Source organism: Paenibacillus sp. FSL H8-0261 (genome assembly GCF_045040645.1).
Lineage (GTDB): Bacteria > Bacillota > Bacilli > Paenibacillales > Paenibacillaceae > Paenibacillus_AQ.
In genome coordinates, this window is the sequence record NZ_CP150297.1 from 5,331,483 (window position 1) to 5,344,144 (window position 12,662).

Annotated in this window: 15 protein-coding genes; all 15 read right to left on the bottom strand. The window is 45.5% G+C overall.

Annotation, left to right across the window (positions count from 1 at the left end; genetic code table 11):
* Positions 1–21 precede the first annotated feature (21 nt).
* Positions 22–165: a YqzL family protein gene (locus MHI27_RS23780; protein WP_076117313.1), complete on the bottom strand. Its 144-nt coding sequence runs from the start codon at positions 163–165 to the stop codon at positions 22–24.
* Between the two features lie 112 nt (positions 166–277).
* The gene (era, locus tag MHI27_RS23785) at positions 278–1,171 is read right to left on the bottom strand and encodes a GTPase Era (RefSeq protein ID WP_042190933.1); all 894 of its coding nucleotides are present in this window, start codon (positions 1,169–1,171) and stop codon (positions 278–280) included.
* 551 nt (positions 1,172–1,722) lie between these two features.
* The gene (locus tag MHI27_RS23790) at positions 1,723–2,142 is read right to left on the bottom strand and encodes a cytidine deaminase (protein WP_042190934.1); all 420 of its coding nucleotides are present in this window, start codon (positions 2,140–2,142) and stop codon (positions 1,723–1,725) included.
* 204 nt (positions 2,143–2,346) lie between these two features.
* The gene (locus MHI27_RS23795) at positions 2,347–2,742 is read right to left on the bottom strand and encodes a diacylglycerol kinase family protein (protein WP_405174835.1); all 396 of its coding nucleotides are present in this window, start codon (positions 2,740–2,742) and stop codon (positions 2,347–2,349) included.
* Positions 2,742–3,239, bottom strand: a complete 498-nt coding sequence (gene ybeY / locus MHI27_RS23800) for an rRNA maturation RNase YbeY (protein ID WP_076117315.1) — start codon at positions 3,237–3,239, stop codon at positions 2,742–2,744. The genes MHI27_RS23795 and ybeY overlap by 1 nt, the downstream gene beginning before the upstream one ends.
* Positions 3,236–5,491, bottom strand: coding sequence for an HD family phosphohydrolase (locus MHI27_RS23805; protein ID WP_076284783.1), 2,256 nt, complete (start codon positions 5,489–5,491; stop codon positions 3,236–3,238). The genes ybeY and MHI27_RS23805 overlap by 4 nt, the downstream gene beginning before the upstream one ends.
* A 14-nt stretch (positions 5,492–5,505) precedes the next feature.
* Complete coding sequence (locus MHI27_RS23810; protein WP_042190944.1) at positions 5,506–6,477, bottom strand: PhoH family protein; 972 nt, start codon at positions 6,475–6,477, stop codon at positions 5,506–5,508.
* Between the two features lie 15 nt (positions 6,478–6,492).
* A complete protein-coding gene (gene yqfD / locus MHI27_RS23815; protein WP_076284784.1) occupies positions 6,493–7,674 on the bottom strand; it encodes a sporulation protein YqfD in 1,182 nt (393 codons plus the stop codon).
* The gene (yqfC, locus tag MHI27_RS23820) at positions 7,671–7,964 is read right to left on the bottom strand and encodes a sporulation protein YqfC (RefSeq protein WP_060621997.1); all 294 of its coding nucleotides are present in this window, start codon (positions 7,962–7,964) and stop codon (positions 7,671–7,673) included. The genes yqfD and yqfC overlap by 4 nt, the downstream gene beginning before the upstream one ends.
* Positions 7,965–8,135: 171 nt before the next feature.
* Positions 8,136–8,687 carry a hypothetical protein gene (locus tag MHI27_RS23825; RefSeq protein WP_076299665.1) on the bottom strand — a complete coding sequence of 184 codons (552 nt, stop codon included), beginning with the start codon at positions 8,685–8,687 and terminating at the stop codon, positions 8,136–8,138.
* Positions 8,688–8,705: 18 nt separating this feature from the next.
* Entirely contained in the window at positions 8,706–9,707 is a 1,002-nt protein-coding gene (floA, locus tag MHI27_RS23830; RefSeq protein ID WP_042190951.1) for a flotillin-like protein FloA, read from the bottom strand.
* Between the two features lie 63 nt (positions 9,708–9,770).
* The gene (locus MHI27_RS23835; protein WP_076284868.1) at positions 9,771–11,135 is read right to left on the bottom strand and encodes a nodulation protein NfeD; all 1,365 of its coding nucleotides are present in this window, start codon (positions 11,133–11,135) and stop codon (positions 9,771–9,773) included.
* A 139-nt stretch (positions 11,136–11,274) separates the two neighbouring features.
* A complete protein-coding gene (locus MHI27_RS23840) occupies positions 11,275–11,718 on the bottom strand; it encodes a GatB/YqeY domain-containing protein (protein ID WP_042190953.1) in 444 nt (147 codons plus the stop codon).
* 15 nt (positions 11,719–11,733) lie between these two features.
* Positions 11,734–11,907: a 30S ribosomal protein S21 gene (rpsU, locus tag MHI27_RS23845; RefSeq protein WP_036657994.1), complete on the bottom strand. Its 174-nt coding sequence runs from the start codon at positions 11,905–11,907 to the stop codon at positions 11,734–11,736.
* A gap of 139 nt (positions 11,908–12,046) precedes the next feature.
* Complete coding sequence (locus tag MHI27_RS23850) at positions 12,047–12,406, bottom strand: histidine triad nucleotide-binding protein (RefSeq protein WP_042130338.1); 360 nt, start codon at positions 12,404–12,406, stop codon at positions 12,047–12,049.
* Positions 12,407–12,662 lie beyond the last annotated feature (256 nt).

Consider the following 12,662-nt stretch of genomic DNA (forward strand, 5'->3'; position numbering starts at 1 on the left):
CATTCGGCAAGCAACCAGTCCTTATTGCGCTTCTTCATCACAGACCTTCTCTTCTTCCACTAGCTGTAATCCACTGTCTTCAAGTGGATAGCCAGCTTCCTTGTATAGCAGGTAAGCATCGACGTCTCCTGTCATTGCAAAATACTTCCACGAAAAGTTTCGCATTCGTATTCATCCTTTCTTGGGAAAGACGATGTCTCTTCAAGAATTAGGATGTGCGATGAGCCAGGTTCTATCCTTGCAATTCCTGCCAAACGAGGAATGACGGATAAAGATCTTAAAGGTCTTTATGGAAGCCCAAATCCCGCAGAACGCGGTCCTGATTACGCCAGTCTTTTTTCACTTTTACCCATAGCTCCAGAAAAATCTTCGAACCCAAAAGGTTCTCAATGTCAGTCCGAGCACGTCTGCCAACCTCTTTCAGCAGCGCACCTTGCTTACCAATAATGATCCCCTTCTGAGAATCACGTTCAACAAAAATAACGGCAGACACATGCACAACACCATTCGGCTCAACCCTCATATCTTCGATAGCCACAGCAATGGAATGCGGTACTTCTTCGCGCGTCAAATGCAGAATCTTCTCACGAATTAGTTCTGCGCACACAAATTGCTCAGGGTGATCCGTAATTTGATCTTCTGGGTAGTATTGCGGACCTTCTGGTAAATACTTAGCGACTTGCTCTAACAGCGTGTTAACATTGCTACCCATCTTGGCAGAAATTGGAATGATTTCAGCAAAGTTATGCAGCTTGTTATACTGAGCCATAAGTGGGAGCAATGCTTCCGGCTCTATTTTATCGATCTTGTTGAGTACAAGAATAACTGGCGTCTTAAGTCCGTTTAATTGCTCAGCAATGTATCGGTCTCCACCGCCCAAACCATCTGCAGCATCCACAAGGAACAGCACAGCCTCAACTTCACCCAGCGTGCTCATTGCAGTTTGGTTCATGTAGTCGCCTAGCTTGGACTGTCTTTTATGAATACCTGGTGTGTCCAGGAACACGATTTGCGAATTATTCGTTGTATAGACCCCATGGATTTTGTTTCTAGTGGTCTGTGGCTTATCCGACATGATTGCAATCTTCTGTCCAATAACCTGGTTCATGAGTGTCGATTTGCCTACGTTCGGTCTGCCGATAATTGCGACAAAGCCTGATTTGAATTTCATATTATCTTCCTTCCATACTTTCCTTCTAGTTCAATCTTTTTCAATCATTCAATCTTTTTCAAAGCTTTTTCGATCCCCCTAAATCCCCCTTAGCCAAGGGGGCCCCCAAGGGCCCCGGCCCTCTGGGCACCCGGAAATAGACGTACCTGCAACGTTCGGCGGGATTAGAGGGACGGTCGTGCATGAGCGCTTTCGTCCCCTGTTGGGGACACGCTTCACTGTCGTTTATTAACACGGTTCGCATTAAGCTCACCATGGATAAAGATTACTGTGATGCAGCTTACAGGCAGGGTTTCAAGTTACGATGTGCAAAGAATCGCTAGCGGCGTTGCCGCGGCGCTTACCTCGTAATGTTACTCTAACAACACATAATTTGCATCATTCTAGCTTAATTGATGATGACTGCACAATTTTAATTGTACTTTGTACAACTAATTTGAGTTTGAATTTATGTTTTGGTGTTTTAGTTGTATTCTGTGCAATTAAAGTAGCAACCTTCGTCTAACTATACCTGATTTGCCTTTAAACAGGCATTAAATCAAACCCTCATTTTATTCTGGAGCTTGTCCTTGCTTCAGATCTACGGGACCAAAAGCGCCGGGAAGTAATTCTCCCACCGTGGTCTCAACTATATCGCCCTTCATGTTTCCAAGGATAACCTTCATGTCGGGTGAACACAACTCAATCAGAACTTGGCGACATACACCACAAGGAGATACGGGGCCATCGGAATCGGCAACAACGGCAATTGCCTTGAAAGAACCGATAGCATGACCGTCGGCAACGGCACGGAATAACGCGGTGCGCTCTGCACAATTGGTTGGGCCAAAAGCAGCATTTTCTACATTACATCCGTGATGAATATGACCATCCTGATCAAGAAGGGCGGCTCCAACTCCGAATCGGGAGTAAGGAATATATGCCTTAGCACGTGCTTTAATCGCTTCTTGCATAAGAAGAGCGGAATCCATATTTGGGTCCTCCTAAAGTTTTGTTAGCGCTACATCGTGGAATCACTTCGTACAAAACTTGCTTCAAAGCATCCACTTAGTTTTGTTAGCAATACTTCATTGAATTTTCTTCGTACAAAACTCGCTTCCTAAACATCCAGTAACCAAAGAGGCGGAATCGCAAAACGCGGGTCCGCCTCTCCCCTGAATTGAATTGTAACCTGATTATGACATAAGTCCGGTAATCCAGTCCATCATCGGGTGGTAAAAAACATAGATCCCGACTAAGACAGCAAACACCGCCGTAAGAAGCACAGCTCCTGCGGCGGTATCTTTTGCTCTCTTAGCCAGTGGGTGAATCTCCGGCGAGATCAAGTCTACCGTCGCTTCAATTGCTGTATTGAGCAACTCGGCGGTTAAGACAAGCGTGATTGAGAAGAGCAGCAACATCCAACTGGCCAGCGGAAGTCTGAACACGGCAGCGGCAACAAGTACAACCACAGCCAAACAGCAATGCACCTTCATGTTAAGCTCGGATTTGAATGCCGATACGATACCTTGCGATGCAAACCGAAAAGAGTGCCAGAACTTCTTATGTCCTACCGCCGTGTTCTTCACCATTAGCGAGTCAACCCAACCTGAGCTAGTACTTTCTCTTGCTTAGACATCATTTCAGCCTCTGAAGCTTCATCCTGATGATCATATCCTAACAAATGCAGAAATCCGTGCACAAAGAGGAAACCAAGCTCACGCTCCAGCGAATGACCATATTCCTGCGCTTGCTCCTGAGCACGAGTTACGGAAATGATGATATCTCCCAGTACATCCGGAACATCTTCCAGCGCTTCGCCTTCTTCTACTTCGTATATAATGTCCAGCTCGTCCTCTCCGCTTTCATTCATCGCAAAAGAAAGTACGTCCGTCGGACGGTCAATTCCCCGGTATTCCAAGTTCAACTCATGAATACGAGTGTTATCGACAAAAGTAAGCGCAACCTCTCCCTGATCGATCCCTTCCGCCTCACCTGCTTTTTGCAAAATGCTCTCCAGCAGTGCTATGAGATCGTCCTTTATCTCGTATTCTTCTTGCTCGTTATCCCAAACGATCTCCAAACTCATGGGTTAGCTGCCCCTTCCTCTTTTTTCGGCTTACGCACATCTTCTGGGTATTCGATCCGTGAATGGAAAATCCCCATGACCGTTTCTTTCAGCGTCCGTGCAATAATGTCCAATTCTTTAATCGTTAAATCACATTCGTCAAACTGATGATCATCCAGTCGACTTTTAATAATTTTCTCAATCATCGTTTCCACCTGAAGGACGGTTGGTTTGCGCAAGGATCGCACCGCAGCTTCAACACTGTCGGCAATTCCTACAACAGCCGATTCCTTCGACTGGGCTTTCGGGCCAGGATAACGGAAATCTTCCTCGGTAAAATCAGGCTCTACACCTTTTTCTTCCGCCAGCTTCAGGGCTTTATGGTAAAAATAATGCAGGAACGTCGTCCCATGATGCTGCTCAGCAATATCACGAATCGGTTTGGGCAGCTTATATTCTCGTTGCATCTCCACCCCATCGCGGGCGTGAGCTACAATGATAGATTTACTAAGCTTCGGTTCAATAGAATCATGTGGGTTTTCCATATTATTCTGATTTTCAATAAAATAAAACGGACGTTTTGTTTTACCAATATCATGATAATACGATCCTACCCGGCACAATAGTCCGTCTGCTCCAATCGCTTCTGCGGCCGCTTCTGACAAGTTACCTACCATTACGCTATGGTGATAGGTTCCTGGTGTTTCCGTAAGAAGCTTGCGCAATAAGGGATGGTTCGGATTAGACAACTCTACCAGCTTCAGGGCAGATAGAATGCCAAAGGTAGCTTCAAAGAAAGGCATCAGACCAATCACAAGCACTGCAGTCAAAAGTCCACTCGCAAAAGCAAAACCAACGGCATACAGCGTGCTTACATCTTTCCATTCACCACCAGCTAAGAGGGTCAGCATAAAGACGGTCACACAGCCAAAAAGGGATACCATAATCCCGCCTTTTAATAATGTGGAACGCTGGCCTGCACGATGAGTGGCAAAAATAGCTACATAACAAACAACAATTGAAAAGAAGCCAAAGGTAAAATCAAACACCGAATTCTGCTGAACATTCAAAATGATACTGGCGAGTATACTGATCAGAATAGAACAGAAATACGCTAATGTCATATCCAGAAGCATGGTAATCAGCATAGCACCAATGGCTACTGGAGCCAGATACCCGAGATAGGAATGGACATCCGTCTGCAAAATTGCGGTCAACCGCATGGAGATGATCGTAATAACAAACACAAGCACCAGCATTAATAACTGGGAATTATTATACTTGAAGCCCGCAGTTCCGCCAGAGTAACGGATAAACACCATCAGACCCGCAGATAGCATGGTAGCAAGTAATAGCAATCCAACCTGAGGCCAATAGTTGACCTCATTGCTTAGCAGGCCATTCTCATCCAATAGGGCGTACAGCTCAGGGGTGATTTTTTGCCCTTTAGCGACAAGAACCTCCCCTTGCTCAATAAACACATCAGGTGTGTTCTCACGAGCCTGTACCTTCGCTTCCTTCGTTGCATCTTCGTCATAGAACTTATTGCTTGTAATAACGAGCCGGACTAACTCTTGCACAACCTCACGCGCCGTACGCTGACTCAGAGAGCTGATACTGACCTGCTCCGCCACTTTGGCGCGCGCAGTCTGGGCGTCCGTGATTTGATCGTTCATCAGCCTAGTCACAATATCACGAGCGACAGGCTTCATTTCGATAATGTCCTGAGAGGTCAGTCGCGGAATCTTAATGTAAGTTTCATCTGGTATGACATAGGTCTGCTCTTTTATGACAGATTGCATTTCCTCCAAAAGATGATCGGAATAAGTACCTGCACCCCGATTTGAGGCTATGAAATTCAAAATAAAATCATTGGCTCTCTGCGGGATCTCATCACGATAAATCTCAGTCTTATCGCTTTGCGAAATCAAATCATCCTGATTCAGACGATCAATCCGGTCCAGCAGCGATGTCACAAGATTATCGGCCCTCATCGGGATGATTTTATACTTAGGAGATACACCTTCGGCTGCTTCTTCCGCCGCCTTTAGTGTTGCCTTCTTGTCCAAAATTTGCTTAGGCGCTGTTATCTCCTTCGCGCTGAGCGTATTCTCTTTAATATCGTACCGCTTAGGTAGTAGATCGGGCGACAGACTGAAGTAGAACACAAGTCCGAGTAACAGGAAAAGAGCATAGCGTGTCGCCGCGCTATACTTCCATCCGTTGTTCGTATATACAAATCCGCTTAATTTAGATGGTTGCTTTGAAGCCATGAAGACAATCCCCTTTATTGGAGGTTTTCGGCAGAGCGGTCATAGGCAACGATAATTTTCTGCACCAGGGAATGCCGTACTACATCCTGCTCCGCAAAATAAACAAAACCGAGTTCTTCTATGCCGGATAAAATCGCTTTAGCCTCAATCAAACCGGATTTCTTGCCGCGAGGCAGGTCAATCTGGGTAACGTCACCCGTAATCACCATTTTGGACCCGAAGCCGAGTCGAGTCAAAAACATTTTCATTTGCTCAGGCGTTGTATTCTGGGCTTCATCCAAAATAATAAATGAATCATCCAGCGTACGACCACGCATATAAGCGAGCGGAGCAATTTCAATCAATCCCCGTTCGAGTGCCTTAGCCACCTGATCGGGCCCCATAACGTCGTATAAGGCATCATATAACGGACGAAGGTATGGATCTACCTTTTCTTGCAAATCCCCTGGGAGGAACCCTAGACTCTCTCCTGCTTCTACTGCTGGGCGCGTAAGAATGATACGCTTAACAGAACCTTCTTTAAGTGCCGTAACTGCAAGCACTACCGCCAAGTAGGTCTTACCCGTTCCTGCAGGACCGATTCCGAATACAATATCACGCTTCTTGATCGTTGTCACATAATGCTTCTGGCCAATCGTTTTGACACGGATAGGCTTTCCACGAAAAGTTGTTGTAATTTCTCCCTTGAACAAATCGAGCAATTGATCGACCCGAAAGTCTTTCGCCAGCTCCACAGCGTACTGCACATCACGTTCAGTAAGTATGTAACCGCTCCGAATGAGGGACAGCAACACATTAAACAATTGTCCCAGCATGTCTACTTCCCGCTCCGCACCACGTATCGTTAACTCTGCTTCACGGGAATCAATAATAGCAGGAATTTCACTCTCGATGATTTTTAGGAATCCATCTTGCGGGCCGAACAGCGATTGCGCTTCTCCCGCATTTTGCAAAGTAATACGAATGCTTGCAGTCTGTTCTGACAAGTAGCCTCATTCTCCTCAATTGTTTACTATTGGCAGTTCTTCGGAAATTTTTTCTTCTACTTCAAAGATCACTTTCATATAAACTTTACCATTCTCTTTCTTCTCATGCAAAACTTTTTGACTTTTGATGACGCTATCAACGCCATAACGCGCCAAAATATCATTCTTCGCTCGCTCTATTCCCTTTTCAAATCCAGCCTCTGGAGTTAATGTCTCACTTGTTTCACTAATCTCCATTTCTTTCTCAGTCATTAGGCCCAGCGGCAGCTTAATGGACCGCCAGGACAGCGGATCGTGCTCAGTAAGTGTTCGTGATTTCTCAAAAGGAGAATCGCCATAACCCCATAGCTGGATAGCCCATTTACCAAGCACCAGATAGGTTCGATCTTTACGCTCCCCTGTATATGAGCTATTTGTTGTTGTAAGAGGCACTTCTATATTGTATTCATGCCACACTAGACCCTTAACCTCACCTTTAGCCACCACGTACTGTACATTCTCTTCGTCGCCTAAAGCACCCGAGATCAGGATATCCCCTTTTTTAACCCGTGAGTTACGCGCTACAACCGGTCTGCCCTGCTCCGCATATATTTCAGTTACCACCGCATCTGTTCTGCTAATCAAATGCCGCTGACTAAGTAGAGGTTTGATATCCGGCTGTTTAGATTCTACCACCTGAATTTTAATGCTCGTCCCCGTCCGCTGCACCCCTATCCATGAAACGCCGGGTAATTGGGCTAGGAGCCCCTTAGAGAGCTTGTCCGGCTCATCCAGACGCCATATCCATTGAAAAGGATACACCCCCTCCTGGCGAGCAGCTGCCAATATATCCTCAGAGGCAATTTTTTCATTCCCCTCGACTCTAATGCTCCATACCATCGTGGATAACATAAAGAGCATAATCCCGAATACTAATATTCCCATGCCAAAAAATTTACGTTTCCAAAGCCGCGCCATCAAAAAAGGCAGTCCGCTTCTTCCTGTAACGTGCATCCGACAGCCTGTCTTCTTTAAAATCGGACGGAGGACATAAAAATCATTCAGAAGCAGCTTAAGGGAAGCGCCGCCCTCCGCGGGCCTCACATCCCAAATCACTATACCTGCTTCAGAAATGACATTAATGAATCTCTCCACCTGAGGCCCCGTCACATGCAGTGTAACGAATCCCCGCAGTGATGAAAGAGGTGGTTCCTTCATGATTTCCCCTCGCTTTCTTTATATCTGATCTCTCCGATAATGCCTTCTACCGCCAGCTCCTGACCAAGAATATTGCGAATGACAAGATCCTCGCCTGTGATTTCAAGCGATCCTTTAGCTAACGCGAGCTTAAGCTGGCCTGAGGAAAAATGCAGCACGCCGCGATGATTCTCGATATACAGTTCCTTATTGCCGATCAGGGTGATCCGGGGCATTTCCTGTAGTAAGTCCTGTGGTAAATCCAACACCCCGTTTGTCCATCCCCGCAGCCTGCGGCCAATACGGGTCATAAGTAGACGCTCCCCCTTCCTGCCTTCTGTACACCTTATGCGGCAACGCTTTTGTTTATGAGAAGAACTCATAAAGGAGCACCTTTCAAGTATAAAAAACATAAAAAAAGCCTCAGCTTTCCTATCGTTAAGATAAGAAAGCTAAGGCTTAATTGTTTACTTGACCGAAAATTACGATCTTCGGGAGGAATGCGGCTGGCGAGCACGCGGAGGTCCTAGAATCTCCGCCCAAACCACACCATTACGCAGCTCATCCCTATTCCCTGTTCTATTTGACTGAACATCTGTATCAGGGGATGAACTCTTCGTCTTCTTCGACCTGGGATCTGCTCCAGCTATTCCATCAAAAGCAGATTGAAGACGCCGCACCTCTTCCTGCATTCTTTGTGTGCGTAACTCAACTCCGTCATCAGCATGCTCCAAAGACATACCTTCTCCAGTAGAATAATCTGGTGTCGGGATGTACGCAGGCTCTGGAAAGGCAGGTGATGCGTCATACTCACGGGAGGATGTAGTAACAGGAGCAGGAAACCCGCTACCAGACAGTTCTGGCTGATCTCTGTTCCCGTCTACATCCTTATTACGGTGGAGAGGATTCCCGTCTCCTCCACCAAAGGTCGGCATCCCTCCGCGTGTAGTACCTTTGGGTTTGTTCTTCGTAGCTTTGTTCACATTGGATACAATCGCGAAGATAATAACCGCAACAATATAGATCCAGCTCATGGAGATTCACATCCCCTTTTATTTATTATTGTTAGGACGGTTATTGTCGTCCTGATCATTCATTTTGCCGAGGGAACCGCGCATTTGGGTATCCGCCTCGATATTTTTGATGTTCATGTAGTCCATCACACCGATTTGACCATTTCTGAGTGCCTCAGCCATCGCCATAGGCACCTGAGATTCAGCTTCCACAACCAGCGCCTTCATCTCAACTACACGTGCTTTCATCTCTTGCTCATGAGCGACAGCCATTGCTCTGCGTTCTTCTGCCTTAGCTTGTGCAATACGTTTATCCGCTTCTGCTTGTTCGGTTTGAAGATACGCACCGATGTTCTTGCCTACATCGATATCCGCAATATCAATAGAGAGGATCTCAAAAGCAGTACCTGAATCCAGACCTTTGGACAATACCGTCCGAGAAATCAAATCCGGGTTTTCCAAGACATCTTTATGTGAATCACTTGAACCTACTGTCGTTACAATCCCTTCACCAACACGGGCAATGATTGTTTCTTCACCCGCACCACCCACGAGACGGTCGATATTGGCACGTACAGTTACACGTGCTTTTACCTTAACTTCAATCCCGTTTTTAGCGACAGCCGCAACAACTGGTGTTTCAATTACACGAGGGTTAACGCTCATTTGCACAGCCTGAAGCACATCGCGTCCTGCAAGATCAATAGCCGCTGCGCGTGTAAATTCCAAAGGAATATCTGCACGTTGTGCTGCAATAAGCGCATTAACCACCCGGTCTACGTTACCACCTGCGAGATAGTGGCTCTCCAGTTGATTAATATTCAGTCCAAGACCTGCCTTAGTCGCTTTAATCATTGGATTAACGATTCGACTTGGTGTTACACGACGCAGTCTCATCGCTACTAGGGTAATAATACTAATCCTAACCCCTGACGCCAATGCAGAAATCCAGAGCATGACCGGGAAGAAGCTTAAAAAGACACTCAACAAAATGACTACAACTACCGCAATCAACAAAAAAGTAATTAAAGATGCTTCCATAACTTTACAACCTCCAGTAAATTATTGTGGAGCTACTATTCGCCATACCCTTTATCTTTTACCTTATTCCTTAATTTCCTTCACTACAATCCGTCCGCCCTCAACTTTTACAACAGAGACCGGTGCATTAACGCTAATAAAGCTGCCTTCAGTAACGACATCTACTCGCTCGCCGCCAATCATAGCCGTTCCGGATGGACGAAGTGGAGTAATACTGTTTCCTATAGCTCCAACTAAGCTTAACTTTTCTTCAACAGGTACAAATCCCTGATCTTTAGAGAGCGTATCCTTTAAAATAAACCTATTCCAAATTCCACGTTCTTTAAATGCGACAGCCACAATCACAATGACTACTGTTGCAGCCGCGAATGCGATACCGAGACTAAACAATGCATGTGTGAAGCTGTATGCTGCGCGTACGACACCTGCCACAAGGCTCACGGAACCAAGTATCCCCAATATCCCAAAGCTCGGCACGAATAGCTCCAGCACAAGCATGACAAGTCCGATTATGAACAAAAGCCAAGTCTCTGATCCGGCAAACCCTGCTACAGAATTTCCGAAAAAATATAAAACAAAGGCTAATGTCCCAATAATCCCAGGTGCACCGAAGCCCGGAACGATCAACTCAATCACAATGCCTGTGATCCCGATGAATAGCAAAATCGTCATAATAATCGGATTCGTCAGAAATTGCGACATTTTCTCGGCACCCGTATGCTCCACACGAAAAATGTCATCTGTAGTATAACCTAACCAAGTAATCGCCTCTTCTGGAGTGGTTGTAATTTGATCAGCATAACCAGCTTTTAAAGCTTCGTCACTAGACAAGGCAATAATTTCGCCCTGCGCTTTAGATACGCCAAGATCTGGCTTATCCACAACCAAATTACTATCGACCATTCCCGCAGCAATATCAGGATCACGCTCATTTAGAGCAGCGGCTCCAATCATTTTTGATTTCCAGTAGGAGACCATCTTCGCGTCATCTACTTTCTGGCCGCTACTATCTACTAGAGATGCAGAACCGATCATGCTGCCCGGCTTCATGATGATTGCACCTGCGTTAAGTGCTATGTAACTGCCTGCGGAAGCGGCATCACCTTTAATAAAAGCAGCCGTAGGTATGTCACTATCTCTTACCATCGTCCCAATCTGTTCTGCTGAACTCACCAGTCCACCCGGTGTATCCACCTCCAGTACAATTAGAACCGCTCCATAATTAGCAGCTTCTGCGAACCCTCTTTCCAAAAAGCTTTGCAGACCTCTTTCAATTTTCTGATCAACCGGAATAATAAACACAGGGCCTTTCTTCATCTCACCATTCGCAGCATTCGGTGCTTTTGGTACTGTTACATCAGCGCTGACATTCGGGATAAACGGCGTTAAGAGCAGTAGCAGTAAAACAACTGGAATGCTGGCTAACATAATTTTCCGTAATCTTTTCAATGTTTTTACCTCCCTTCTTCAACTTGACCCGGGACACATAAACTTTATTACGTTGTAAGCGTAATTACGTTTCAAAACAAAGAAAAGCACCCCTTTTACAAGGGGTGCTGGCGCTATATTATTGCAGAAATTGCTGAACCGCTTGGTTCACGAGTTTACCATCGGCGCGACCTTTGACCTTAGGCATCAGTGCGCTCATGACCTTACCCATTTCGCTTTTCGAAGAAGCACCGGTTTCCTGGATGGTCTGCTGTACAATTGCTTTAATTTCTTCTTCGGAAAGTTGCTCGGGAAGATACTTAATAATAATCTCGATTTCTGCCTTCGTACTCGCGGCAAGCTCGTCGCGACCCGCTGATTCAAATTCTTGGAGGGCATCTTTGCGCTGTTTGATTTCACGACTAAGGATATCAAGCACTTCGTTGTCGTCCAATGTTCTCTTCAAATCTATTTCAAGATACTTTATTGTAGAACGAACCATTCGAATCGTGGAGAGCGTGAACTTGTCCTTACTCTTCATCGCTTGCTTCATATCTTCGTTCAATCTCTCGCTAAGATTCATGCGTGGGTAATCCTCCTAAAACTTTCTCTTACGAGCAGCCTCAGACTTCAGCTTTTTCTTAACGCTTGGCTTTTCGTAATGTTTGCGTTTCTTCACCTCAGCCAAGACACCATCTTTTGCGATGGAACGTTTAAAGCGACGAAGTGCAGCATCAATTGTCTCGTTTTTGCGAACTTTCGTTTCAGACACAGTTTCCCCTCCCTCCGACCATACCGTCCAAGAGCATAACACGGTTTATCAAATTCCATTATAGGTCAAACGGAAATATGGTGTCAACCTTCGTGTTATTCTTTTTTTCTGGCAAGTTCTTCAACATTTAATGATTGTACTATGCGTGAGAAGCTGAGTTTCCTGTGAGAGCTCCCAGCTTGGCCCCACCAAGCAAGTGATAATGAAGATGAGGCACAGCTTGTCCACTATCTGGACCACAATTATTGATCAAACGATAACCAGATTCGGCAATCCCAAGGTCGATAGCGATCTGTTGCGCTACACTGTGAATTTCTGCAATTAGCGGAAGATCCTCAGGTGTGACATCATTCATGGAAGCAATGAACTTCTTTGGAATGATCAACACATGTACCGGTGCAGCCGGCTCGATGTCGTAGAATGCAAGAATACGTTCGTTCTCAAATACTTTTTTGGAAGGAATAGTACCCTCAATAATTTTGCTAAACACGGTCTCCATAGAGTGCTTGCCTCCTAAAAATTGGTGAAATTCCACTTCATCATAAGATAATCATACAGGATAATCACCAATTACGAAAGACGCTAGAAGATTCAACATCCACACTCTAAAACTGTATCTATTACAGAATGAAATCCGTTTACAAATGAAGTTGAGCTATATATATACCCGTAGGGCCTAAAAAGGCAAAAAAAAGAGAAACACCCTTCACAGCTTATAAAGCTGATTCGGCGGCGGACGTATGAAAAGGAGTACA

Coding starts and splice junctions, on each gene's coding strand:
- MHI27_RS23780 (WP_076117313.1), bottom strand. CDS start 165: ATGCGAAACTTTTCGTGGAAGTATTTTGCAATGACAGGAGACGTCGAT.
- yqfC (WP_060621997.1), bottom strand. CDS start 7,964: ATGACCCGTATTGGCCGCAGGCTGCGGGGATGGACAAACGGGGTGTTG.
- MHI27_RS23850 (WP_042130338.1), bottom strand. CDS start 12,406: ATGGAGACCGTGTTTAGCAAAATTATTGAGGGTACTATTCCTTCCAAA.
- MHI27_RS23840 (WP_042190953.1), bottom strand. CDS start 11,718: ATGAATCTTAGCGAGAGATTGAACGAAGATATGAAGCAAGCGATGAAG.
- MHI27_RS23805 (WP_076284783.1), bottom strand. CDS start 5,491: ATGGCTTCAAAGCAACCATCTAAATTAAGCGGATTTGTATATACGAAC.
- MHI27_RS23795 (WP_405174835.1), bottom strand. CDS start 2,742: ATGGTGAAGAACACGGCGGTAGGACATAAGAAGTTCTGGCACTCTTTT.
- MHI27_RS23825 (WP_076299665.1), bottom strand. CDS start 8,687: ATGAGCTGGATCTATATTGTTGCGGTTATTATCTTCGCGATTGTATCC.
- ybeY (WP_076117315.1), bottom strand. CDS start 3,239: ATGAGTTTGGAGATCGTTTGGGATAACGAGCAAGAAGAATACGAGATA.
- era (WP_042190933.1), bottom strand. CDS start 1,171: ATGAAATTCAAATCAGGCTTTGTCGCAATTATCGGCAGACCGAACGTA.
- MHI27_RS23835 (WP_076284868.1), bottom strand. CDS start 11,135: ATGTTAGCCAGCATTCCAGTTGTTTTACTGCTACTGCTCTTAACGCCG.
- floA (WP_042190951.1), bottom strand. CDS start 9,707: ATGGAAGCATCTTTAATTACTTTTTTGTTGATTGCGGTAGTTGTAGTC.
- yqfD (WP_076284784.1), bottom strand. CDS start 7,674: ATGAAGGAACCACCTCTTTCATCACTGCGGGGATTCGTTACACTGCAT.
- MHI27_RS23790 (WP_042190934.1), bottom strand. CDS start 2,142: ATGGATTCCGCTCTTCTTATGCAAGAAGCGATTAAAGCACGTGCTAAG.